The organism is Sphingomonas gilva (genome assembly GCF_003515075.1).
Taxonomy (GTDB): Bacteria; Pseudomonadota; Alphaproteobacteria; order Sphingomonadales; family Sphingomonadaceae; genus Sphingomonas; species Sphingomonas gilva.
In genome coordinates this window covers 88,433-111,664 of the sequence record NZ_QWLV01000010.1, presented here as the reverse complement: position 1 = coordinate 111,664, position 23,232 = coordinate 88,433, and the positions used below count along the sequence as shown (strand labels likewise).

26 protein-coding genes and 1 pseudogene are annotated in these 23,232 nt (G+C 68.3%); 16 read left to right on the top strand and 11 right to left on the bottom strand.

Translation table 11 applies throughout. From position 1 onward, the window contains the following. A pseudogene (locus tag D1610_RS17640) lies at positions 1-124 on the top strand (IS30 family transposase); the annotation flags it as partial. 12 nt (positions 125-136) lie between these two features. On the opposite strand, the gene D1610_RS16365 reads toward D1610_RS17640, so the two are convergent. Then, positions 137-502: a GNAT family N-acetyltransferase gene (locus D1610_RS16365; RefSeq protein ID WP_342768371.1), complete on the bottom strand. Its 366-nt coding sequence runs from the start codon at positions 500-502 to the stop codon at positions 137-139. A gap of 39 nt (positions 503-541) precedes the next feature. Here D1610_RS16365 and D1610_RS17475 point away from each other — a divergent pair, with 39 nt between their 5' ends. Beyond that, complete coding sequence (locus D1610_RS17475; RefSeq protein ID WP_245942343.1) at positions 542-697, top strand: hypothetical protein; 156 nt, start codon at positions 542-544, stop codon at positions 695-697. Here the strand turns inward: D1610_RS17475 and ndk are convergent. The 3 genes from ndk to D1610_RS16350 form a co-directional block, all read right to left on the bottom strand. After that, a complete protein-coding gene (gene ndk, locus D1610_RS16360; RefSeq protein ID WP_118865270.1) occupies positions 664-1,086 on the bottom strand; it encodes a nucleoside-diphosphate kinase in 423 nt (140 codons plus the stop codon). The two genes, D1610_RS17475 and ndk, sit on opposite strands and share 34 nt — an antisense overlap. Positions 1,087-1,151: 65 nt before the next feature. Further along, entirely contained in the window at positions 1,152-1,592 is a 441-nt protein-coding gene (locus D1610_RS16355) for a DNA polymerase III subunit chi (protein ID WP_118865269.1), read from the bottom strand. Between the two features lie 102 nt (positions 1,593-1,694). Continuing rightward, the gene (locus tag D1610_RS16350; protein ID WP_118865268.1) at positions 1,695-3,164 is read right to left on the bottom strand and encodes a leucyl aminopeptidase; all 1,470 of its coding nucleotides are present in this window, start codon (positions 3,162-3,164) and stop codon (positions 1,695-1,697) included. A gap of 159 nt (positions 3,165-3,323) precedes the next feature. On the opposite strand from D1610_RS16350, the gene D1610_RS16345 reads away from it, so the two are divergent. From D1610_RS16345 to rsmA, 4 genes are read left to right on the top strand one after another with little or no spacing between them, the layout of a single operon-like run. Then, a complete protein-coding gene (locus D1610_RS16345; protein WP_118865267.1) occupies positions 3,324-5,552 on the top strand; it encodes an LPS-assembly protein LptD in 2,229 nt (742 codons plus the stop codon). 24 nt (positions 5,553-5,576) lie between these two features. Further along, the gene (locus tag D1610_RS16340; RefSeq protein WP_118865266.1) at positions 5,577-6,974 is read left to right on the top strand and encodes a peptidylprolyl isomerase; all 1,398 of its coding nucleotides are present in this window, start codon (positions 5,577-5,579) and stop codon (positions 6,972-6,974) included. A gap of 7 nt (positions 6,975-6,981) precedes the next feature. Beyond that, positions 6,982-7,974 (top strand): 4-hydroxythreonine-4-phosphate dehydrogenase PdxA, encoded by a 993-nt coding sequence (gene pdxA / locus D1610_RS16335; protein WP_118865265.1) that lies wholly within the window; start codon positions 6,982-6,984, stop codon positions 7,972-7,974. Continuing rightward, the gene (gene rsmA / locus D1610_RS16330) at positions 7,971-8,792 is read left to right on the top strand and encodes a 16S rRNA (adenine(1518)-N(6)/adenine(1519)-N(6))-dimethyltransferase RsmA (RefSeq protein ID WP_118865264.1); all 822 of its coding nucleotides are present in this window, start codon (positions 7,971-7,973) and stop codon (positions 8,790-8,792) included. The genes pdxA and rsmA overlap by 4 nt, the downstream gene beginning before the upstream one ends. Here rsmA and D1610_RS16325 read toward each other — a convergent pair. The 4 genes from D1610_RS16325 to D1610_RS16310 form a co-directional block, all read right to left on the bottom strand. Continuing rightward, the gene (locus D1610_RS16325; protein ID WP_118865282.1) at positions 8,783-9,307 is read right to left on the bottom strand and encodes a hypothetical protein; all 525 of its coding nucleotides are present in this window, start codon (positions 9,305-9,307) and stop codon (positions 8,783-8,785) included. The two genes, rsmA and D1610_RS16325, sit on opposite strands and share 10 nt — an antisense overlap. 47 nt (positions 9,308-9,354) lie before the next feature. Then, on the bottom strand, positions 9,355-10,542 hold the full coding sequence (locus tag D1610_RS16320) for an RsmB/NOP family class I SAM-dependent RNA methyltransferase (protein ID WP_118865263.1): 1,188 nt from the start codon (positions 10,540-10,542) through the stop codon (positions 9,355-9,357). Between the two features lie 138 nt (positions 10,543-10,680). Then, complete coding sequence (gene guaB, locus D1610_RS16315) at positions 10,681-12,138, bottom strand: IMP dehydrogenase (RefSeq protein ID WP_118865281.1); 1,458 nt, start codon at positions 12,136-12,138, stop codon at positions 10,681-10,683. Between the two features lie 175 nt (positions 12,139-12,313). Beyond that, positions 12,314-13,141 carry an HpcH/HpaI aldolase/citrate lyase family protein gene (locus tag D1610_RS16310; RefSeq protein WP_118865262.1) on the bottom strand — a complete coding sequence of 276 codons (828 nt, stop codon included), beginning with the start codon at positions 13,139-13,141 and terminating at the stop codon, positions 12,314-12,316. A 51-nt stretch (positions 13,142-13,192) separates the two neighbouring features. On the opposite strand from D1610_RS16310, the gene D1610_RS16305 reads away from it, so the two are divergent. Together D1610_RS16305 and D1610_RS16300 are read left to right on the top strand one after the other, a co-directional pair. After that, a complete protein-coding gene (locus tag D1610_RS16305; RefSeq protein ID WP_118865261.1) occupies positions 13,193-14,167 on the top strand; it encodes an SPFH domain-containing protein in 975 nt (324 codons plus the stop codon). Next, positions 14,164-14,631 carry an NfeD family protein gene (locus D1610_RS16300; RefSeq protein ID WP_118865260.1) on the top strand — a complete coding sequence of 156 codons (468 nt, stop codon included), beginning with the start codon at positions 14,164-14,166 and terminating at the stop codon, positions 14,629-14,631. The genes D1610_RS16305 and D1610_RS16300 overlap by 4 nt, the downstream gene beginning before the upstream one ends. Here the strand turns inward: D1610_RS16300 and D1610_RS16295 are convergent. Together D1610_RS16295 and D1610_RS16290 are read right to left on the bottom strand one after the other, a co-directional pair. Then, positions 14,628-15,074 carry a hypothetical protein gene (locus D1610_RS16295; RefSeq protein WP_118865259.1) on the bottom strand — a complete coding sequence of 149 codons (447 nt, stop codon included), beginning with the start codon at positions 15,072-15,074 and terminating at the stop codon, positions 14,628-14,630. The two genes, D1610_RS16300 and D1610_RS16295, sit on opposite strands and share 4 nt — an antisense overlap. 43 nt (positions 15,075-15,117) lie before the next feature. After that, positions 15,118-16,731 (bottom strand): phosphoenolpyruvate carboxykinase, encoded by a 1,614-nt coding sequence (locus D1610_RS16290; RefSeq protein WP_118865258.1) that lies wholly within the window; start codon positions 16,729-16,731, stop codon positions 15,118-15,120. 179 nt (positions 16,732-16,910) lie between these two features. On the opposite strand from D1610_RS16290, the gene D1610_RS16285 reads away from it, so the two are divergent. From D1610_RS16285 to D1610_RS16250, 8 genes are read left to right on the top strand one after another with little or no spacing between them, the layout of a single operon-like run. Further along, the gene (locus D1610_RS16285) at positions 16,911-17,618 is read left to right on the top strand and encodes a response regulator transcription factor (protein WP_118865279.1); all 708 of its coding nucleotides are present in this window, start codon (positions 16,911-16,913) and stop codon (positions 17,616-17,618) included. Beyond that, a complete protein-coding gene (locus D1610_RS16280; protein WP_118865257.1) occupies positions 17,587-19,170 on the top strand; it encodes a sensor histidine kinase in 1,584 nt (527 codons plus the stop codon). The genes D1610_RS16285 and D1610_RS16280 overlap by 32 nt, the downstream gene beginning before the upstream one ends. Continuing rightward, positions 19,164-19,595, top strand: coding sequence for an HPr kinase/phosphorylase (locus D1610_RS16275; protein ID WP_118865280.1), 432 nt, complete (start codon positions 19,164-19,166; stop codon positions 19,593-19,595). Before D1610_RS16280 ends, D1610_RS16275 begins: the two co-directional genes overlap by 7 nt. Further along, positions 19,585-20,508 carry an RNase adapter RapZ gene (rapZ, locus tag D1610_RS16270; RefSeq protein WP_118865256.1) on the top strand — a complete coding sequence of 308 codons (924 nt, stop codon included), beginning with the start codon at positions 19,585-19,587 and terminating at the stop codon, positions 20,506-20,508. Before D1610_RS16275 ends, rapZ begins: the two co-directional genes overlap by 11 nt. Positions 20,509-20,530: 22 nt before the next feature. Then, positions 20,531-20,938 (top strand): PTS sugar transporter subunit IIA, encoded by a 408-nt coding sequence (locus D1610_RS16265; RefSeq protein WP_118865255.1) that lies wholly within the window; start codon positions 20,531-20,533, stop codon positions 20,936-20,938. Next, on the top strand, positions 20,935-21,207 hold the full coding sequence (locus D1610_RS16260) for an HPr family phosphocarrier protein (protein WP_118865254.1): 273 nt from the start codon (positions 20,935-20,937) through the stop codon (positions 21,205-21,207). The genes D1610_RS16265 and D1610_RS16260 overlap by 4 nt, the downstream gene beginning before the upstream one ends. A 7-nt stretch (positions 21,208-21,214) precedes the next feature. Further along, entirely contained in the window at positions 21,215-22,030 is an 816-nt protein-coding gene (locus tag D1610_RS16255; RefSeq protein WP_118865253.1) for a TrmH family RNA methyltransferase, read from the top strand. 34 nt (positions 22,031-22,064) lie between these two features. Continuing rightward, on the top strand, positions 22,065-22,772 hold the full coding sequence (locus D1610_RS16250) for an META domain-containing protein (protein WP_182466882.1): 708 nt from the start codon (positions 22,065-22,067) through the stop codon (positions 22,770-22,772). 6 nt (positions 22,773-22,778) lie between these two features. On the opposite strand, the gene D1610_RS16245 is transcribed toward D1610_RS16250, so the two are convergent. Further along, the gene (locus D1610_RS16245; protein WP_118865251.1) at positions 22,779-23,192 is read right to left on the bottom strand and encodes a hypothetical protein; all 414 of its coding nucleotides are present in this window, start codon (positions 23,190-23,192) and stop codon (positions 22,779-22,781) included. Between the last annotated feature and the right edge of the window lie 40 nt (positions 23,193-23,232).

The window sequence follows — 23,232 nt, the reverse complement described above, 5'->3', positions numbered from 1 at the left end:
CAAGCTCGTCCGCCGCTACAACAATACACCCCGCAAATGCCTCGGCTTCCAAACCCCAGCCGAAGCCTTCCTCCAACCGTTGCACTTCAAATGTGAATCCACACCCGGAACAAGTCCGGGGTGACGAGATTGGCGATCAACGATTCAACGCGCGCGCGTAGATTACATCCTGGTGGACGGTCGCGCCGACCCTGAAGTCGCGCTTGCCCGAAAGCGTGAAGCCATGGCGCTCGTAGAACGCCCGGGCGCGGGCGTTTTCGCCGTACACGCCGAGCAGCACGCGTGACTTTCCCGCCCGCCGCGCATCGTCGAGCGCCAGCTCCATCAGCGCCCCGCCCAGCCCCGTTCCGTGGAACCGCGACAGTGCGTAGATGCGCTTGAGCTCGATATCGCCGGGCCCGATCGCGATCGGCAGGTCGGGCGCGGTGAGCACCGTGTAGCCGACCGGCGCGCCGCCGGTCGCGGTCTCGGCGATCGAGACGACGCTGCCCCCGTCGCCCAGCCATTTGCCGAACGCGGCCGCGCTGTTGTTCGCGGCGCAATGCGCGACGATATCGGGACCGTCGAGAATGCCGGCGAACGCGTCGAGGAAGGTCGCCGCCCCGACCAGCGCGAGCGCCGCGGCGTCTTCGGCCGCGGCGCGCCGCAGGGTGAAGTCAGGCGTCAGCCGACGATCTCTTCGGGCTTGAAGAAATAGGCGATCTCGATCGCCGCATTCTCGTCCGAATCCGAACCATGGACGGTGTTCGCCTCGATCGATTCGGCGTGGGTCTTGCGGATCGTGCCCTCGGCCGCGTCCTTGGGATTGGTCGCGCCCATCACGTCGCGGTTGCGCTTCACCGCGTCCTCGCCCTCGAGCACCTGCACCACGACGGGGCCGGAGATCATGAAATCGACCAGCTCACCGAAGAAGGGCCGCTCCTTGTGCACCGCGTAGAAGCCCTCCGCCTGCTCGCGGGTCATGTGGATGCGCTTGGAGGCGACGACGCGCAGGCCCGCATCCTCCAGCATCTTGGTGACCGCGCCGGTCAGGTTGCGGCGCGTGGCGTCGGGCTTGATGATCGAAAAGGTGCGGGTCGCGGCCATGCCGTGCTGTCCTCTAATAGGGTGGTGATGATGGATTTGCCGCGCCCTTAGACGCGGGGCGCGGTTCAGGCAACCTGTTCCCAGCGCCCGCCCTCGCTCTGCTTCCAGTAGCGGCGCTCGACGCCCTCGCGCGTCGCGAGGCCGCGCCACGCGGCGCGCGCCGCCTCTATTCCGGTCTCGTCGAAAAAGTGGAAGGCGCGGTCGAAGGCGAGCGCATCGTCGCGCCACTCGCCGTCGATCAGCGCGATGTGGCGCGCGCCGTTGGCGGCGGCGCAATCGGCGGCGATCAGCACCGGCTGGCCATCGTCACGCTCGCCGCCCGCCTGCGCGTGGGGCAGGAAGCTGTCGGGCGCATAGGTCCACAGCGCCTTGTCGATCTGCCCGCGCTGCGTCTCCGACGCCGACACCACCAGCAGCCGCGCGCCCGATTCCAGCACCCGCTCGGCGATGCGCGGCAGCGCGCGTTCGATCGGGGTGGCGGTCAGATGGTAGAAATCGACCTGCATTGCTGTGTCCGTCGCCCCTGCGCAGGCAGGGGCCGCTTGGTTTGTGGCACTTCTGAACTCTGCGCTTGCCGACTGAGGCCCCTGCCTGCGCAGGGGCGACGACTAAGCCTCGAAATTCTCGGCAACGAACCGATCCAGCAGCCGCACGCCATACCCCGTCGCGCCCTTGTCCCAGGTCGCGCCGGGCTTGTCCGCCCAGACCATCCCGGCGATGTCGAGATGCGCCCATTTGACGCCCTCGTCGACGAAGCGCTGGATGAACTGCGCCGCGGTGATCGATCCCGCGCCGCGCGGGCCGACATTCTTCATGTCGGCGATGGGGCTGTCGATCAGCTTGTTGTAGGCATCGGACAGCGGGAAGCGCCACAGCGGGTCGCCCACCGCCTTGCCAGCGGCGGCGAGCTTCTCGGCCAGTTCGTCGTCGTTGGAGAACAGGCCGCCATGCTCGTTGCCCAGCGCGATGATCATCGCGCCGGTCAGCGTCGCCAGATCGACGATCGTCCTGGGGCGGAAATGCTTCTGCACCCAGGTGATCGCGTCGCACAGCACCAGCCGCCCCTCGGCGTCGGTGTTGAGGATCTCGATCGTCTGGCCGGACATGGAGGTGACGATGTCGCCGGGACGCTGCGCCGCGCCGTCGGGCATGTTCTCGACCAGCCCGCAGATGCCGACGACGTTGGCCTTGGCCTTCCTCAGCGCCAGCGCACGGATCGCGCCGGCGACCGCGCCCGCGCCGCCCATGTCCCACTTCATGTCCTCCATGCCGGGGCCGGGCTTCAGCGATATGCCGCCGGTGTCGAAGGTCACGCCCTTGCCGACCAGCGCCAGCGGCGGATCGGCGTCGTTGCCGGTGCCGTTCCAGTGCATCGCCAGCAGCCGCGCCTCGCGCACGGAGCCCTGGCTGACGCCCAGCAGCGCGCCCATGCCCGCCTCGCGCATCGCCGCCTCGTCGAGCACGGTCAGCTTGACGCCGAGCGTCTCCATATCACGGCAGCGCGCGACGAATTCCTCGGGAAACAGGATGTTGGGCGGATCGGACACCAGCGCGCGGGTGAAGGCGACGCCCTGGGTCAGCGCGTCCTGATGCGCCCAGGCGGCGTCGCTGCCCTCGGGCGCGCCGACGATCGTCACTTCCTCCAGCGTGGGTTTCTGCTTGTCGGCCAGCCTGGTGCGATAGACGTCATGCCGCCACGCGCGCTGGCGCGCGCCGGCTGCGAGCAGCGCGGCGGCCGCGGCGTCGGCGGCGCTGCCGGTCAGGTCGATCGCCACGCCGGTCTCGCCGGAGACCAGCAGCCGCGCGGCGACAGCGCCGCCCGCGCGCTCCCATTCCTGCGGCGTGCCCCCGCCGGTGCCGACCAGGATGATCCGCCGCGTGCCCTTCCCTTCGGCGATGAACGCCTCGGCGATCGTTCCCGCCTCGCCTTCGAAGCGCACCCCGGCGGCCGAGGCGCGCACCAGCGTGGAGGCGTCCGCGCCGAGCCCGCCGATCGCGGTCCCGGCGAGCCCGCCCTTGGCGATCGGATAGGCGATGGGCATGCGGTCGGGAGCCGTATCGGCGAAGCGGACTTTCATTGCGGACGAGCCTTTCAGGGGAATCGGTATTGCGACCATCTAGGCGCACCCTCCGCCCGACGCAAAGGCGCGCCCTTGGATGGACGGCGCGGGTGCGGTGCGATAGGGCAGCCGCTTCGACGCCCCGTCAGGGGGGCGATTGGGGTGTTTGGCTGAGTAATGCGCCACGGACTGTTCGCCACCGCAGCCTTCGCGCTCGGCCTCGCGCTCGCCGCCCCGGCGGTCGCGCAGGACCTGCAGGATCGCCCGGTCGATCCGCCGCCGCCCAGCCCCACCGCGCCGGTCGAGGACGACCAGATCGAATTCAGCGCCAACAGCCTCGAATATAATTACGAGACCGAGATCGTCACCGCCTCGGGCGACGTCCGCCTGTTTCGCGAGGGCAACCGCCTGCGCGCCGACAGCGTTACCTGGAACCGCGCCACGGGCAAGGTGACGGCGACGGGCAACATCGCCGTGGTCAATCCGCAGGGCGATGTCGCCTACGGCGATTCGATCGAGCTGACCGACAGCCTGAAGGACGGCGTCGTCCAGAATCTGCTGATCGTGCTCGACGAAGGCGGCCGGCTCGCGGCGCAGCGCGGCACGCGCGGCGGCGACGTCGTCACGCTCGATCGCGCCGCCTACACGCCCTGCGCGGTGGTCGACAGCGAAGGCTGTCCCAAGGACCCGGTGTGGAAGATCGAGGCGGTGCGCGTCACCTATGATCAGGTGCGCGAGCGGATGAGCTACAAGGGCGCGCGCTTCTCCCTGTTCGGCTTCACCCTGCCGCTCCCCAATTTCTCGCATCCGACCGGCGATCTGGGCGGATCGGGCCTGCTGGTGCCCGATGTCCGCTATGACAGCATCAACGGCATCGACATCGCCGCGCCCTATTATTGGCGGCTGTCGCCCAACCGCGATCTCGTCGTCACCCCGCGCGTGTTCAGCAATGTCGCGCCTATGATCTCGGGCGAATATCGCGCGCTGACCGGGGACGGCGCCTACCGGATCGCGGGGCACCTGACCTATTCGGACGTGCTGCCCCAGACCGCCGAGGCCGGCGACGCCAGCCAGAACGAGCTGCGCGGCTATATCGACGCCTCGGGCCGCTTCCAGCTCTCCCCCGAATGGAGCGTGTCGGGATCGATCCGGCGGGTGACCGACCGCACCTTCCTGCGCCGTTACGAACTGTCCAACGACGATCGCCTGCGTTCGGTGGTGAAGGCCGAGCGGATCGACCGCGACAGCTATCTCCAGATCGCCGGCTGGGCGGTGCAGACGCTGCGCTTCGGCGATCCGCAGGGGCAGCAGCCGATCGCCCTTCCCGCGATCGACTATCGCCGCCGCATCGCCGATCCGCTGCTCGGCGGCGTGATCGAGCTGCAGGGCAATACGCTCGCATTGCTGAGGACAGAGGGGCAGGATACGCAGCGCGCCTTCGCCGGCGCCCGCTGGGACCTGCGCAAGCTGACCGATTGGGGCCAGGAGGTGACCTTCACCGCCTATGCGCGCGGCGACGTCTATCACACCAGCGACACGCTCTCGACCGAGATCCTCGGCTATCGCGGTGAGGAGGGCGTGCAGGGGCGCGTGATCGGCGCGCTCGCGGTCGACGTGCAATGGCCGTTCATCGGCGCGTTTCTCGGGGGCACGCAGCGGATCACCCCGCGCGTGCAGCTCGTCGCCTCCCCGCCGGTCCGCAATCTCGATATTCCCAATGAGGACGCCCGGGCGGTCGATCTGGAGGATTCGAACCTCTTCGCCCTGAATCGCTTCCCGGGCTACGACCGGTTCGAGGATTCGGCGCGCGTCACCTACGGCGTCGACTATGCGCTGGACCTGCCCGATTTCGCGCTCGAGGCGACGGTCGGCCAGAGCTACCGCCTCGACGCGCAGCCCACCTTGTTCCCCGACGGAACCGGCCTGTTCGACCGCACGTCCGACATCGTCGGGCGCACGCGCGTCAAGTTCCGCGATTTCGTCACCTTCACCCATCGCTACCGGCTCGACAAGGACGACCTCGCCGTTCGCCGCAACGAGATCGACGCGACGATCGGCAGCCGGCGCACCTACGCGCAGCTCGGCTATCTGCGTCTCAACCGCGATATCGGTGACGAGCTGGAGGACCTGCAGGATCGCGAGGAGGCGCGCGTCGGCGGGCGGGTCGCGTTCGCGCGCTTCTGGTCGGTGTTCGGATCGGCGGTGATCGACCTGACCGACCGCCAGGAGGATCCCCTGTCGCTTGCCGACGGCTATGAGCCGCTCAGGCACCGGCTGGGCGTCGCCTATGAGGACGATTGCATCGAGATCGGGCTGACCTGGCGGCGCAACTATTCGGACATCGGCGACGCGCGCTCGGGCGACAGCGTGCTCTTCCGGCTGGCGTTCAAGAATTTGGGCCGCTAAGCCCTCGTTCAGTTGAATGGCGGCATGGGCCGCCGATGCATTTGCGCCGTTGAAGAGGTTGCCTTGAAGAATATCGCCAAATCCCCGCGCGCGCGTCTTGCGCTTGGCGCCCTGGGGCTGATCCTCGCGGGCGCCGCGGTCGCGCAGACCGCGCCTGCGCCGCAGGACGACGTCCCGCCGCCGACCAACCTGAACCTGCCCGAAAATCCGACGATCTTCGGCAAGCAGGACCCGAACGTCCGCAAGGCCACCGCGATCGTCAACGGCGAGCTGATCACCGGCACCGATGTCGACCACCGCCTGGCGCTGGTCGTCGCGGCCAACCAGGGGCAGGTTCCGCCTGACGAGCTCGAGCGCCTGCGCCTGCAGGTGGTGCGCAACCTGATCGACGAGACGCTGCAGATCCAGGAGGCCAAGGCCAACGAGATCGAGGTCACCCAGCAGGAGATCGATCAGGGCTATGCCCGCGTGGCGCGCAGCTTCCAGCGCACGCCCGCGCAGTTCGACGAATTCCTGCGCCAGCAGAACTCCTCGCCCAAGTCGCTGAAGCGCCAGATCGAGGGCGAGCTCGCCTGGCAGCGCCTGCTCAGCCGCCAGATCACCCCCTTCGTCAACGTGGCGGACGAGGAGGTGCAGTCGATCATCGCCCGGCTGAACGCGTCCAAGGGCACGGCCGAATACCGTCTGGGCGAGATATTCCTGTCGGGCACGCCCGACACCATGGAACAGACCGTTGCGAATGCGCAGCGGATCATCGAGCAGCTCAAGAATGGCGGCTCCTTCGCCACCTATGCGCGGCAGTTCTCCGAAGCCTCGACCGCCGCGGTCGGCGGCGATCTCGGCTGGATTCGCGCCGCGCAGCTGCCCGAACAGCTCGCCTCTGCGGCGCAGGAGCTGCAGGTCGGCCAGGTCGCCGGTCCGATTCCGCTCCCGGGCGGCGTCTCGATCCTGCTCAAGGTCGACGAGCGCCAGATCCTGACCGCCGACCCGCGCGACGCGGTGCTCAGCCTGCGCCAGATGTCGATCGCCTTCCCGGCGGGGACTACCGAAGCGCAGGCCACGCAAAGGGCGTCGCAATTCGCGAGCGCGATCCAGTCGCTGCAGGGCTGCGGCCGGGTGGACGAGGTGGCCAAGACGTTGGGCGCGACCGTGGTCGACAATGATTCGGTGCGCGTGCGCGATCTGCCGCCGCAGCTGCAGGACATCATGCTCGGCATGCAGATCGGCCAGGCGACGCCGCCTTTCGGCTCGCCGACCGAGGGCGTGCGCACGCTGGTGCTGTGCGGCCGCGACGACGCCCAGGTGGCGAGCGCGCCGTCCTTCGATCAGGTGATGGGCCAGCTCGAGGAAGAGCGCACCAACCGCCGCGCCCAGCGCTATCTGCGCGATCTGCGCCGCGATGCGGTGGTCGATTATCGATGAGCGCGGCATGACCCCTCTCGCGGTTGCCCTGGGTGACCCGGCGGGGATCGGGCCCGAAATCGTCGCCAAGGCCTGGGAAGCACGCGACCAAGCCGAACTCCGCCCCTTCTTCGCCGTCGGCGACCCGCGCTCGATCGGCCGAATCTGGAACGGCCCGGTCGAGCGGATCGACGATCCGATCGAGGCGGAACGCGTCTTCGCCCGCGCGCTCCCCGTGATCCCGGTGCACGACGCGGGCGAGATCGAACCGGGCAACCCCGATCTCGCCGGCGCGCGCTGCTCGCTCGATTCGCTGGAGCTCGCCGCGGGGCTCGCGCGCGCGGGCGGCGCGGGCGCGGTCGTCACCGCGCCGGTCAGCAAGGCGCAGCTCTACGCGATCGGCTTCGCCCATCCCGGCCAGACCGAGTTCATCGCCGAACGCTGCGGCGTGGCGGGCGACAATACGGTAATGATGCTCGCCGGGCCTTCGCTGCGCGTGGTGCCGGTAACGACGCATGTGCCGATCAGCGCGGTGCCCGACATGCTCAGCATCGAGCTGCTGCTGGCCAAGGCGCGCACCACCGCGCGCGGCCTCACCCGCAGTTTCGGCATTCAGCGTCCGCGGCTCGCCTTCGCCGGGCTCAATCCCCATGCCGGCGAGCAGGGCGCGCTGGGCCGCGAGGAGGTCGACATCATTGAACCCGCGGTGTGCATCCTGCGCGACGAGGGCATCGACGCGACCGGCCCCTTCGCCTCGGACACGCTGTTCGACGCGCGTGCTCGCGCCAATTACGACGCGGCGATCTGCATGTATCACGATCAGGCGCTCATCCCGCTGAAGACGCTCCATTTCGACGAAGGCGTCAACATGACGCTGGGCCTGCCGATCGTGCGCACCGCCCCCGATCACGGCACCGCCTTCGCCATCGCCGGGCGCAGCGTCGCCAATCCCGGCGCGATGATCGCGGCGATCCGTATGGCCGCCGACGCCGCCCGCCACCGCGCTTTCGCCGAGGCGTGAGCGGCCTTCCTCCGCTGCGTGAGGTCATCCGCGCGCACGGCCTGTCCGCCAGCAAGGCGCTGGGGCAGAATTTCCTGTTCGATGGCCAGTTGCTCGACCGGATTGCGCGTGTGCCTGGCGATCTTGGGGACGCGGAGGTGCTCGAGATCGGCCCCGGTCCGGGCGGCCTAACCCGCGCCCTGCTGGCGGCCGGCGCGCGCGTCGCGGCGATCGAGCGCGACCGGCGCTGCATGGCGCCGCTTGCGGAATTGGGTGAGGCCTATCCGGACCGGCTGCGCGTGATCGAGGGCGACGCGCTGGCGATTGATCCGCTGCCGCTGTTCGAGGGCCGCCCGCATATCGTCGCCAACCTGCCGTATAATGTCGGCACCGCGTTGCTGATCGGTTGGCTGGAGGCGGACTGGCCGCCCTGGTGGCGAAGCCTGACGCTGATGTTCCAGAAGGAGGTGGCCGAGCGGATCGTCGCTTCGCCTGGCAGCGACGCCTATGGCCGGCTGGCGGTGCTCGCCCAGTGGCGATCGAACCCGCGCATTGCGATGAGCGTCCACCGCTCCGCCTTCACGCCGCCGCCCAAGGTGATGTCCGCGGTGGCGCACATTGTGCCGGAGGAAGCGCCGGAGGGTGTGTCGGTCAGGACGATCGCACGTCTGGCCGCCGCCGCCTTCGGCCAGCGCCGCAAGATGCTGCGCCAGAGCCTCAAGGGAACGCCCGGCGCGCTCGATGCGCTCGGCCGGCTGGGAATCGACCCGACCCGCCGCGCCGAAACCGTCAGCGTCGCCGAGTTCGTATCACTGGCGCGAACGCTCGATCAGGGCTGAGCGTCCTCGGTCTCTTCCGCGGTCGGTTTGGGCGCGACAGTCTGCGCGGCGACCACCGCCTGGGGCGGACCCTTGGCGATCGACGAGGCGAGCGTCGTCGCCTCGGGGCAGGCCGAGGTGCACAGCGCCTTGATGCGGGCGAGATTCTCGCGCGCCTTCTCGACCGCGCCCTTGGCGACCATTGCATCGCCCTGGCCCGCGAGCGCCTTCAAGTCATTGGGCTCGAGCGTCAGCGCCTCGCGATAGAGGCGGATCGACTTGCCGGTCAGCCCCTGCGCCTTGGCCACCTCGGCGAGGCGCAGGAACGCCTGGCGATTGCGCGGATCGACCACCAACGCTGTTTCCAGCGCGTCGGTTGCGCCCTTGAGGTCGCCGGCCTTCTGCGCCGCGACGCCCTTTTCCATCAGCGCCAGGCTGCGCGGATCGATCACGTCGTCCGCGCGCTGGCCGTGGCTGACGCTCGATACGGTCAGCAGCGTCAGCGAGATGGCGGCGGCGATGGGGGTAAAGCGCATGATCGTCTCCAACACGGCCGGTCGGGCCTGATCTGACCTGGCCTGATCTAACATGATCGCCCCAGTTTCGCGACAAAGAAGCCGTCCGTCGAGTCCCTATATGGATCGAGCCGCAAACCGGCTCCACGAGGCGTTCCAACTGCAAGATCAATCGTTTCCGCTTTCCATCCATCATGACGTGACAGGAAATCGGCGATCCGGTCCGCACCTTCCTCGTCGAGCAGCGAGCAGACGATATAGGTGAGCGTGCCTCCCGGCCGCACCAGCGAAGCCCCCAGGTCGAGCAGGCGCGCCTGCAATGCGACGAGGCGGGCGAGCCGCTCGGGAGTCAGCCGCCAGCGCGCCTCGGGGTTGCGCCGCCAGGTGCCCGTGCCCGAACAGGGCGCGTCGATCAGCACCAGATCGGCCGCGCCCACGACATCGCCCAGCGCCGCCGCCTCGCGCCCCGGATCCAGCAGCCGTGTTTCGACGATCGACACCCCCGCCCGCCCAGCGCGCGGCGGCAGCCGCTGCAACCGGCCGCGATCGGTGTCGGTGGCGATGATATGACCGTGATCCTCCATCGCCGCTGCCAATGCCAATGTCTTGCCGCCTCCACCCGCGCACAGGTCGATCACGTTCGCGCCGGGAGACACGGCAGCGGCCAGCGAAACGAGCTGGCTGCCATGGTCCTGCACCTCGACCAGCCCTTGCGCATATTCCGCGCTGTTCTCGATTGCGGCGCCGGTCGGCAGGCGCAGCCCGTCGGGCGCATGGGGCAAGGGTTCGGCGTCAGGCCAGGCCGCCATGACGTCATCGCGGCTCGCCTTGAGCCGGTTGACCCGGATGTCGAGCGGCGCGCGGCCGAGCAGCGCGGCCTGTGTCGCGGCATCGACGCCCGATTGCGTCAGCCGGTCGGCCAGCCAACCAGGCGCGGTTCCGGCGGGGGCAGGCGTCTCGTCCTGCCCGATCGGCGCGGGCGCGTGCGGCTCGCCGTCGAACAGCGCGGCGATATCAGGGCGGTCCTCGGTCAGCCCCAGCATCGCCGCCCGCCCGCTCGCAGGCAGTTCCCCCGCGCGCCGGATCGCGTCATAGAGCAGTTCGCGCACCGCGCGGCGATCCTTCGACCCGGCATAGCGTCGCGTTGCGAAATAGCGCTGAGCGAGCGTGTCCGCTGCCGCGCCGCCTTCCCGCGCCGCCGTTATGACCTGATCGAGGATCTCGATCGCCGCCTGGACACGCGCGCCTGGGGTCATATCCAGCCACCGTCATGCCGGACTTGTTCCGGCATCCATCGTGCCACACGCAAGGGCTTTGCCTGGGGCACGATGGACCCCGGAACAAGTCCGGGGTGACGGAAAAAGGGTGGTAATCTGATCGCCAATGAGCCCGCCCTAACGAGTAGGATAATTCGGGGCTTCCCGCGTGATCGTCACGTCGTGAACATGGCTTTCGCGCAGACCCGCGCCGGTGATGCGGACGAACTTCGCCCGCGCCTGCAGATCGGCGATGCTCTTCGAGCCAGTATAGCCCATCGCCGCCTTCACCCCGCCGACCAACTGGTGGATCACGTCGCGCGCGGGTCCCTTGAAGGGCACCTGCCCCTCGATCCCCTCCGGCACCAGCTTGAGCTGGTCCTTGATGTCCTGCTGAAAATAGCGGTCGGCCGAGCCGCGCGCCATCGCGCCGACGCTTCCCATGCCGCGATAGGATTTGTACGCACGCCCTTGATACAGGAAGGTTTCTCCCGGAGCCTCCTCCGTGCCTGCGAGCAGCGATCCGACCATCACCGATGACGCTCCGGCGGCCAGCGCCTTGGCGACGTCGCCCGAGGTGCGCAGCCCACCGTCGCCGATCACCGGCACGCCGGACTTGGCCGCCTCGGCCGCGGCTTCCATGATTGCGGTCAGCTGCGGCACGCCGACGCCCGCGACGACGCGCGTGGTGCAGATCGATCCGGGTCCGATACCGACCTTGATCCCGTCCGCGCCAGCATCGATCAGCGCGCGCGTCGCCTCGGCGGTCGCGACATTGCCGGCGACGACCTGCACCGAATTGGACAGCCGCTTCACCCGCTCGACCGCGCGTGCGACGTCGCGATTGTGGCCGTGGGCGGTGTCAATGACGATCAGGTCGCACTCGGCTTCGACCAGCGCCTCGGTGCGATCATAGCCCTTGTCGCCCACCGTGGTCGCCGCCGCCACGCGCAGCCGGCCCGATCCATCCTTGGTCGCATCGGGATAGGTCACCGCCTTCTCGATATCCTTGACCGTGATCAGCCCGACGCAGCGATAGGCGTCGTCCACCACCAGCAGCTTCTCGATCCGCCGCTGGTGGAGCAGCCGGCGCGCCTCCTCCTGGCCGACGCCGGTCGAGACGGTCGCGAGATTGTCCCTCGTCATCAGCTCGGCGACGGGCTGGCGCGGATTCTCGGCGAAGCGCACGTCCCGGTTGGTGAGGATGCCGACCAGCTTGCCCGACGCCTCGACCACCGGAATTCCGCTGATCCGGTTGGCCGCCATCAGCGCCTGCGCCTCGGCCAGCGTGGCGTCAGGCGCGATGGTGATCGGGTTGACCACCATGCCGCTTTCGAAGCGCTTGACCTGGCGGACGGCGGCGCATTGTTCCTCAACCGAAAGGTTGCGATGGAGCACGCCGATCCCGCCCATCTGCGCCATGACGATCGCCATGTCCGCCTCGGTCACGGTATCCATGGCCGAGGACAGGATAGGGATGTTGAGCGAAATCTCGCGGGTCAGCTTGGTGCGCGTATCCGCCTGGCTGGGCAGCACATCCGATTCGCCGGGCAGCAGCAGGACATCGTCGAAGGTGAGGCCGAGCGGAATGTCCATGAGCGCCAGAAGTCCCTTGTGCGGAATCGATTCGTGGCGGCCCATGTAATCAAGCGGCGGGCCGAGGGCTAGGGCCACGAACCGTCGCCCCTGCGCAGGCAGGGGCCTCAAGTCGGCATATGCGAGGGTCGATGTGCCACAAACCCAGCGGCCCCCGCCTGCGCGGGGCGACGGATCAGGTCACGCCCTCACGCGCCAGCAGCGCTTTCGCCTGTTCCACATGCATCTCCTCGATCATCCGGTCCTTGTAGCGCTCCGCCCCGCCCGACGCGGCGGCGATCAGGGCGTGCGCCTCGGCGATCTCGGTTTCGGTTGCGGCGAAGGCGCGGGCGGCGATGTCGATCTGGCCCGGATGGATCAGGCTCTTGCCGTCGAACCCCAGCGCGCGGCCATGACGACATTCTTCTTCCAGCCCTTGCGGATCGTCGAGCGCATTGAACACGCCGTCGAGCGCCCAGATCTCGCGCCCGCGCGCGGCGAGCACCACCAGTTGCAGCGCCGTCGCCATCGCCGCGCGGCCGCTCCCCGGTGGCAGGCGCAGGCCGGCGGCGAGATCGTTGGTGCCGACGATCAGCCCGGCGATCTCGTAACCCCAGCCCTTGGCGCTCGCGATCGGGCCGACATTCATCACACCGGCGGGAGTCTCGATCATCGCCAGCGCCGGCCGCTTGGCATAGGCACCGGCGGTGGCGATCACCTCGGGCATCTCGACCTTGGGGACGATCACATGCGTCGCGGCGGATTTCTTGACCGCCTTCAGATCGTCCTTGAAATGATCGCTGCCTTCCGCATTGACGCGTATGCCCACCATCCGATCGCCGAAGGTGGCGGATGCGGCCACCGCCGCGTCGCGCGCCGCCTCCTTGTCCTCAGCCTTCACCGCATCCTCCAGGTCGAGGATCACCATGTCGACCGCCAGGGTCCGCGCCTTATCGATCGCGCGAGGGTTGCTCGCAGGCATGAACAGCGCAGTGCGCGGGGCGATGTAGGTCTGTTCGCTCATCGGCGTTCTATGCTAGCAATCGGCTCGACAGGCCAAGGGGGAACCGGGACGATGTTGACGACTCTATTGAGCATTCTCGCTGCGGTGGTGGTGTTCTACCTGCTCGTCAGCGTGAAGATCGTCCGCCAGGGCTATCAGTATACCATCGAGCATTTCGGCCGCTTCACCAGTGTCGCCCGACCGGGCTTCAACTTCGTCCCCGCGCTCGTCTACCGCGTCGGGCGCAAGGTCAACATGATGGAGCAGGTGATCGACATTCCGGGGCAGGAGATCATTACCCGCGACAATGCGATGGTCTCGACCGACGGCGTCGTCTTCTTCCAGGTGCTCGATCCGGCCAAGGCCGCCTATGAAGTGAGCGACCTCTATGTCGCGCTGCTTCAGCTGACCACCACCAACCTGCGCACCGTGATGGGCTCGATGGACCTCGACGAGACGCTGTCGAAGCGGGACGAGATCAACGCGCGGCTGCTGTCGGTGGTCGATCACGCGACGACGGCATGGGGAGTCAAGATCACCCGCGTCGAGATCAAGGACATCCGCCCGCCCGCCGACATCGTCAACGCTATGGGCCGCCAGATGAAAGCCGAGCGCGAGAAGCGCGCCAACATCCTCGAAGCGGAAGGCACGCGTGCTTCCGAAATCCTGCGCGCTGAGGGACAGAAGCAGGCGCGCATCCTTGAGGCGGAGGGCCGCCGCGAATCGGCCTTCCGTGACGCCGAGGCGCGCGAGCGCGCCGCCGAAGCGGAGGCGAAGGCGACCCAGCTCGTCTCCGACGCGATCGAGAAGGGATCGAGCCAGAGCCTCAACTATTTCATCGCGCAGAAATATGTCGAGGCGGTGGGGAAGTTCGCCACCTCGCCCAACGCCAAGACCATATTGTTCCCCGTCGAGGCGACCCAGCTGATCGGATCGCTGGGCGGCATCGGCGAGTTGGCGAAGAGCGCGCTCGGCGATCGTGACGCGCCGCTCCCGCCCCCGGCCCCATCGCCTCGCACTGGCCCGTTCGAGATCAAGGGCGAATGATGGACGGCTGGTTCGATTCGCCCGGCGCGTGGTGGATCGCCGGCGGCGCGCTGCTCGTGCTGGCGGAGCTGGCGATTCCCGGCGTGTTCCTGGTGTTCCTCGCGATCGCTGCAGTTATCACCGGCTTGCTCTCGCTGCTGTTCCCCGAGCTGGGGCTGGCCGGGCAGCTGGTCAGCTTCGCCGCCTGGGCGGTGGTCGCGGTGCTGATCGGCAAGCGCTGGTACCGCGAATTCCCGGTCGACAGCAGCGATCCGCTGCTTAACGATCGCGTCGCGCGGCTGGTGGGCGAGACCGTGACGGTGGTCCAGGCGATCGAGAACGGCACGGGCCGCATCCGCGTCGGCGACGGCGAATGGACCGCGCATGGCCCCGATGCCTCCGTTGGCACGCGAATGCGCGTGACCGGCGGCGACCGCGGCGCGCTGCGCGTCGAGCCCCTACCGGGCGCGCTGCCGCAACATTAGCCGAGCGGACGCAGGTCGGGTTCGACGAAGCCGCGCCGTGCGGCGACGGAAAACAACCGCTCGGGCGAATAGAAGCGAAGCGGCCAGTCGCGCTTGCCCCGCGCCGACAGCAGCAGCGCGTTGACGCAAGCCTCCAGCGGCTCGCCCGCCGGACGATCAGCGACATGCGCGCGGACTCCGTGCAGGAACACGCGGGTGATCGTGTCGTGGTAGCCTTGGCAATCGTCGTTCACCCCGCCGACGCTTTCGTTGTAGCGGCGGATGATGCCCGGCAGCTCGGCGTCGAGGTCGATGTCCGGCCGTTCGCGCGCCAGCCATGTGGTGGCGCCGAGGTGCGCCTCATGTGTCCATTCGGCCCTGGGCAGCGTGCAGGCGAGCAGCCCCTGCCCCACCCGGACGATGGCGGCGGCGTCGGCGAACAGGCGGGGCGGATGGTCGGTCATCGATCGGGCTCCTTGGGGAGGGACCCGATCGCTGCCGGGCCGGTTATGCTGTTTCGGCGCTGCTTGCTTGCGGGGCGGCTTGTCGCACCCCCTCGTCCACCGCGTCCGCGAATTGGGCGAAGTTGGCGACGAACTGGTCGACCAGGGCCGCCGCGGTCGCGTCGTATTCCTCCTTGTTCGCCCAGGTCCGGCGGGGATCGAGGATCGCGCTGTCGACCCCCGGCACCGCCACCGGCACCTTGAAGCCGAAGTTCGGATCGGTGCGGAACTCGGCGTCGTTCAGGCTGCCGTCGAGCGCGGCGTTCAACAGCGCGCGCGTCGCCTTGATCGGCATGCGGCTGCCGACGCCGTACTTGCCGCCGGTCCAGCCGGTGTTGACCAGCCAGCACGAGACGCCACCCTGGGCGATCCGCTCCTTGAGCAGGTTGCCGTAGACGCTCGGGTGGCGCGGCATGAACGGGGCGCCGAAGCAGGTGGAGAAGGTCGCCTCGGGCTCGGTCACGCCCATCTCGGTCCCCGCGACGCGCGCGGTGTAGCCGGAGAGGAAGTGGTACATCGCCTGGTCCGGCGTGAGCTTCGCGATCGGCGGCAGCACGCCATAAGCGTCGGCGGTCAGCATCACAACGTTTTTCGGCACCGGCCCCATATTGTGCGCGGAAGCGTTGGGGATGAAGTCGATCGGGTAGGATCCGCGGCTGTTCTCCGCCAGGCTGGCGTCGTCGAGGTCGAGTTCGCGCGTGTCCGGGTTCATCACGACATTCTCCAGCACCGTGCCGAAACGGCGCGTTGTGGCGAAAATCTCCGGTTCGGCCTCTTCGGACAGGCGGATCATCTTGGCGTAGCAGCCGCCTTCGAAGTTGAACACGGCGGTGTCCGACCAGCCATGCTCGTCATCGCCGATCAGCGTGCGGCTTGCGTCGGCGCTCAGCGTCGTCTTACCCGTGCCCGAAAGCCCGAAGAACACCGCGGTGTCGCCCCTGGGGCCGATATTGGCTGAACAGTGCATCGGCATGATGCCCTCGGCCGGCAGCTTGTAGTTGAGCAGCCCGAATACCGATTTCTTCATCTCGCCGGCATAGGCGGTGCCGCCGATCAAGATCAGCTTGTCGGTGAAGCTGACCGCGATCACCGTCTCGCCGCGCGTGCCGTGGCGCGCAGGATCGGCGCGGAAGCTGGGCAGATCGATGATGGTGTATTCGGGGTCGAAACCAGCGAGCTCGCTCTCCTCCGGCCGCACCAGCATCGTGCGGATGAACAGGCTGTGCCAGGCGAGTTCGTTGATTACCCGGACGCGGACGCGGTGCTCTGGCTGCGACCCTCCATAGAGATCCTGCGCGAACAGCTCGTCGCGCTCGCCCAGCGCCGCAAGGAAATCGGCCTTGAGCGCGGCGAAATGCTCAGGACTCATGCCCTTGTTGGTTTTGCCCCACCAGATCGTGTTTTCGGTTTCGGCGTCGCGAACGATGAACTTGTCCTGCGCGCTGCGCCCGGTGTGCTTGCCGGTGGCGACGACCAGCGGGCCGTGCTTCGCCAGCCGTCCTTCGCCGCGGCGGATGGCGTGTTCGTAAAGCGGTGCGGTGATCAGATTCCAGTGGAGGGTCGCATCGGTTGCGATTCCCAATGACGACAGGCCCTTGACGGGCATACGCGGTGCCATATCGGCGATCTCCCCAAGTTTGCATGTCACGGACTTCTGCCGAGTCCGCGTCTTTATGCGGGTCCGTTATCCCGCACTTTGGGACGGGTCAAACTCGTAACCGGTTCCATCGGTTGAGCCGCCCCGCGCTTTGGTTTAACCGGGTGCGCAATGATCCCGCCGCGCAGCCCCGTATCGCGATGACAGCCACGATCGCGCTGGTCGACGACGACCGCAACATCCTTACCTCGGTATCGATCGCGCTGCAGGCCGAAGGATTTCTGACGCGAGTCTATTCGGACGGCGAGACGGCGCTCAAGGCGCTGCTGGAGAACCCGGCCGATCTCGCGGTGTTCGACATCAAGATGCCGCGAATGGACGGGCTGGAACTGCTCCGTCGCCTGCGCGAGAAGTCGGCGCTGCCGGTGATCTTCCTCACGTCGAAAGACGATGAGCTCGACGAAGCGCTGGGCCTGGCGATGGGCGCGGACGACTATATCGCCAAGCCCTTCAGCCAGCGCCTGCTCATCGCCCGCATTCGCGCCATCCTGCGCCGCACCGACGCCGCGCGCAGCAGCGACGAAGGCGCGGAAGAGGGCCAGCCCCAGCCGATCGAGCGCGGCCGCCTGGCGATGGACCCGGCGCGTCACCGCGTCACCTGGGGCGGCGAGCCGGTGACGCTGACCGTCACCGAGTTCATGATCCTCGAAACGCTCGCCCAGCGCCCCGGCATCGTCAAGACGCGCAACCAGCTGATGGACGCGGCCTATCAGGACGACATCTATGTCGACGATCGCACCATCGACAGCCACATAAAGCGCGTGCGCCGCAAGTTCCGCGCGGTCGACCCGGAATTCGACGCGATCGAGACGCTTTATGGCGCCGGATATCGATTCTCCGAAGATTGAGCGGTTCGAGAGCGATCTCGCGCTGCGCTGGTCGGGCCGCGTCTCGCTCACGCGGCGCATCCTCGCGGTCAACATCTTCGCGCTGGCGCTGCTCGCCGGCGGCTTCTTCTATCTCGACAGCTATCGCAGCCGCATTGTCGACAGCCGTGTGATGCAGGCGAACCGCGAGGTCCGGCTGATCGCCGAGGCGCTGCGCTCGGTCCCGCTCGATCAGATGGAGCCGCTCGCCGCCCGCCTTTCGCGGGAAACCTGGTCGCGCATCCGCCTCTACGCGCCCGACGACACCCGCCTGCTCGACAGCCGCGCGCTGGGCGTGCGCAACTTCGTGCTGCGCGATCCCGACAAGCAGGGCTGGGACCAGACCGCTGCGCGCTTCCTCGACGCGGTGATCGATACCGTGGTCGGCGCCGAGCGCGCGCCGCTCTACCGCGATCGCGATCCGGATATCGGCTCGGCCTGGCCGGGCGTTGTGTTCGCGCGCGAGAATGACGCGACGCGCGCGCAGGTGCTGCGCGCGCCGGACCGCACGCCGGTGATCCTCGCCTTTGCGCCGCTGGAGCCGGGCGGGCGCGTGGTGATGACCGCGGTCAACGCACGCAGCATCACCGAAACCGTCCGCGTCGAGCGATTCCGGCTGAGCGTGGTGCTGGGCATCGTTACCTTAATCTCGATCCTGCTCTCGCTGTTCCTCGCGCGCACCATCGTGCGGCCGCTGCGTCGGCTGGCGCGCGCGGCGGTGCGCGTCCGGCTGGGACGCGCGCGCGAGGTGGTCGTCCCCCGCCTGCCCACGCGCCGCGACGAGATCGGCATGCTGGCGCGCGCGCTGTCGGATATGAGCCTTGCCCTACGCGCGCGGATCGACGCGACCGAGGCCTTCGCCGCCGATGTGACGCACGAGCTCAAGAACCCGCTGGCCTCGCTGCGATCGGCGGTCGAGAGCCTCGCCACGGTCAAGGATCCCGCGCTCCAGGCGCAATTGCTTGAAATCGTCCGGGACGATGTGCACCGGCTCGACCGGCTGATAAGCGACATCTCGGATGCCTCCCGGCTCGACGCGCAGCTGAGCCGCGCGCAGTTCGAGGAGGTCGATCTGGCGCAGATGATCGCCGCGCTGATCGAGGTCCGCCGCGCCCGCGCGCCCGAGTCGAGCGTCACGCTACGCTTCGACCAGGCCGACGCCGCCGATATGGTCGTGCTCGGGGAGGGCGCACGGCTCGAACGCGTGTTCGAAAATCTGATCGACAACGCGGTCTCCTTCTCGCCGCCGGGCGGCACGGTGACGATCGGCGCGCGCGAGGAGGATGGCTGGCTGGTTGTCACCGTCGACGATGACGGTCCCGGCGTGCCCGAAGAGGCGCGCACCAGCATTTTCCGGCGGTTCCATTCGGTGCGCCCCGATGCGGAGGATTTCGGGCGGCATTCCGGCCTCGGCCTCGCCATTGCGCGGACCATCGTCGAGGCGCATCAGGGCACCATCGCGGTCGAATCGCGCGCGGACCGCGTGCGAGGCGCCCGTTTCGTCGTTTGCCTGCCGCTTGTGGAGCAATCATGAGCACGCTCAGTTCCGAAACGCTTCACGCCTCCTGCGTCGCCATCGGCGATCGCGCCGTGCTGATCGAGGGCCGGTCGGGGGCGGGCAAGTCCGATCTCGCGCTGCGCCTGATCGACCGGGGCGCCAGGCTGGTCAGCGACGATTACGTCATCCTCACCCGCCGCGACGGCGCGCTATGGGCGACGGCCCCGGCCAATATCGCCGGGATGATCGAGGTGCGCGGGCTCGGCATCGTGCCGATGGAGGCATTGAAGGAAGCGCGGGTCGGCCTGGTCGTGCAGCTTGCAGACAATCCGGAGCGCATGCCGGAACCGCGCGGCGCGCGATGGATCGCCGGTGTGGAGCTGCCCGAAATGGCGCTGCCGTCGCTCGAGGCCTCGGCTCCCATCAAGATAGAGATCGCGCTCAGGCGGCATGGCGGCTGACATCTCTTCCCCTCCGAAAAAACCGATCCTGCTCGTCACCGGACTGTCGGGCGCGGGGAAGTCGACCGTGCTCCGCACGCTCAACGATCTCGGCTGGGAGGTGGTCGACAACCTCCCCCTCCTCCTGCTTGACCGGCTGCTGGCGACCGAGCTTCCCGGCGGCGGCGACGACACCCGCCCGCTCGCCGTCGGCTTCGGCGCCGAGACGCGCGGATTCGACGCGGAGAAGATCGTCCGCCGGATCAAGCGGATGCGCGAGGAACATGGCCGTGAGATCGGCACCTTGTTCCTCGATTGCGCGGGGACCGAGCTTGAACGCCGTTACAACGAAACGCGCCGCCGCCATCCGCTCGCGCTCGATCGGCCGGCCGCCGACGGCGTCGCGCGCGAACGCGAACTGCTCGCGCCGCTACGCGCGTTCGCCAACCGGCTGATCGACACCACCGATCTCTCGTCCAACGATCTGCGGGCGCAGATCCGCGCCAATTTCGGCGGCGACCACTTCGAACCGGTGTTGAGCGTGATGTCGTTCGGCTTCGCCCGCGGCATCCCGCGCAACGCCGATCTGGTGTTCGACCTGCGCTATCTGCGCAATCCGCACTGGGTGGACGAGCTGCGGCCCGGCACGGGGCTCGACGCAGATGTCGCCGCCTATGTTATGGGCGATCCCGGTTATCACACGATCGAGCAGATCGAATCGCTGCTGTTCGAGTTGCTTCCGCGCTACCGCGCCGAAGGCAAGGGCAATGTCACCGTCGCCTTCGGCTGTACTGGCGGGCGTCATAGATCGGTACATGTCGCCGATCGTGTCGCAGGGCGGTTGCGCGCTGAAGGTTTTTCCCCCACGGTCACCCATCGCGATCTGGCCACGGCCCCGCAGGACGCGCTCGAACGCGCGCCGGTCGCAAGATGAGGTTTCGGAGCATCGATTTCGCATGATCGGTCTGGTTCTGGTGACGCACGGGCGGCTAGCCGAGGAGTTTGTCACCGCGATGGAGCATGTCGTCGGCCCGCAGGAGCGCATTATGCCCATCTGCATCGGTCCCGACGATGATATGGAGGCGCGCCGCGCCGATATCGCCAAGGCGATCAAGGCGGTGGACAAGGGTCGCGGCGTGATCGTGCTGACCGATCTGTTCGGCGGCACACCCTCCAATCTGGCCATCTCGCTGATGCGCGCGGGCCATGTCGAGGTCATTGCGGGCATCAACCTGCCGATGCTGATCCGCCTCGAAGGCGCCCGCAAGACGATGAAGGTGGTCGATGCCGTCGCCGCCGCGCGCGAGGCGGGGCGCAAATATATCTCGGTGGCCTCCGAGGTGCTTGGGGAAGCCGCCGCTTGAGCCGGATCGCGCGCACCGTGCTCGTCACCAACAAGCGCGGGCTGCACGCGCGCGCCAGCGCCAAGTTCGTCACGCTCGCAACCCAGCAGCTCTGCACCGTCGATGTCGAGAAGGACGGTGCGAAGGTGACCGGCACCTCGATCATGGGCCTGATGATGCTCGGCGCGGCGATGGGCGACAGCATCACGATCAGCGCTCAGGGCCACGGCGCCGAGGCCGCGGTCGCGGCGCTCTCCTCGCTGGTCGAGGACAAGTTCGGCGAGGATTGAGGCCGCCGTGCTCCGCGACATCTCCGGCTTCTCCAACCCGCTGGTCAAGCGTGTCCGCTCCTTGCGCGACCGCAAGCACCGCCGCCGCGAAGGGCTGTTCCTGGCCGAAGGGCTGCGCATCCTGATCGAAGCGGAAGAGGCCGGTACCCTGCCGGAGATGCTGTTCTTCGCCGATGTCTCCGAAGGTCACCCCCAGGTCGCCCGCCTGATTGCCGCGGTCGAGGCGGCGGGCGGCGAGGCGATTCGCACCAGCGTGGACATTCTCGCCAAGCTCTCCGGCAAGGACAATCCGCAGACCGTGATCGGCGTCTATCCCGAACGCCTGACGCCGCTCGCTCAGATCGACCGCACCGCCGCCGATATTTGGATCGTCGCGCAGAGCTTACGCGATCCCGGCAATCTCGGCACCATCCTGCGCACCGGCGACGCGGTCGGCGCGGGCGGGCTAATCCTGGTCGACGACTGCACCGATCCCTTCGCGGTGGAGGCGGTGCGCGCCAGCATGGGGGCGCTGTTCACACAAGCGGTCGCCGCCACGCGCTGGAGCGATTTCGTCGCCTGGCTCCGCGCCGGTCCCGGCCAGCTCGTCGGCACCTCGCTACGCACCGAAACCGACTATCAGGCGCCGCGCTACGTCAGCCCGACCTTCATCTTGGTCGGCAACGAGGCGCAGGGGCTGCCCGCCGCCTATGAGGACGCGTGCGACCTGCTGGTGCGCATGCCGATGCTCGGCAAGGCGGATAGCCTCAACGCCGCCGTCGCGACCGCGGTGATGGCCTATGAGGTGCTCAACCAGCGCCGTGCAACCAAGGGTTCAGGCTGATCGTTGCATCTCCGTAAACACGGAGGGACGACCCATGAAGACTCTCGCCACATTGCCGTTTGCCGCGCTCGCGCTTTCCGCCTGCACCATGACGATGCCGGGAGACGACGGGCCCGGCACCTATCCGCCCCCGCCCTCGAGCAAGAATTACCGCGCCGTGGGCACCGAGCCCTTCTGGTCGGTCGCCATCGGCGGCGGCGCGATGCGCTATGAATCGGCCGAAGGGCGCATCGTCACCGTGCCGACGCCGCGCCCGCGCGTCGGCATCAACGGCGAACGTTACGAAACCCGTCGCCTGACCGTCGACATCACCCATGTCCGCTGCAGCGACGGCATGAGCGACCGCTCCTATCCGGACACCGTTCGCGTCACCGTGGACGGCCGCAGGCTCAACGGCTGCGGCGGTGAGAGCGGGCTCGGCATGGCGCCGCTTGACGGCACCAGCTGGCGCGTCGCCAATATCGATGGCACGCGCGCGCAGTTCTCGACCATAGCCTTTGCCGAAGGGCGCATCTCCGGGCGCGCCTGCAACAGCTTCAGCGGGACCTATCGGGTCCAGGGCGAACGGTTGATCACCGGCCCGATCATGGCGACCAAGATGGCCTGCCCGGGTCCGCGCATGACTGAGGAGAACGCCTTGCTCGGCGCGCTCCGGGGCCCGCTCACCATTCGCGAACGCAACAATGGCCGGATGGTGCTGGTTTCGCAGAACGGACGGCGGATCGTCCTCGCCCCGCAGTAGAAGCGCCTACTCGGGAACGTAGTTGTCGGCCGCCTCCAGCTCGCTCTGGCGGGCGCGGCGGTCGGCGTACCAGGCGTCGATCATCGCCTGGGTGCAGCCGGTATGCCCGCCCGATCCGATCGGCGAGCAGGTATTGGGCAGCCCGCCGGCGACGCGGCCGACCTCGTCCATCGTCTGCACGCGCGTCGCCCAGGCGGCGTTGGGCTTCTTGTTGGCCGGTTCGCGGAAGCGCTTGGGCAGGCGGTAGCGCTCGCTCTCGGGCAGGCGCTTGCAGACGACGATCTCGTCCTCGGTCGCCTCGGGACAGGGATCGGCGCCATAAACCTCGGCGTTGACGATCCGCTCGGGCGGCGCGTCCTGTGCGAAGACCGGGGCGGCAAGCGCCAATGTGATAACGAAAGCGGCGGCGCGACCCGGCATGGATGTCTCCCTATCCGGCCGGCATGGGGGCCGCAACCTT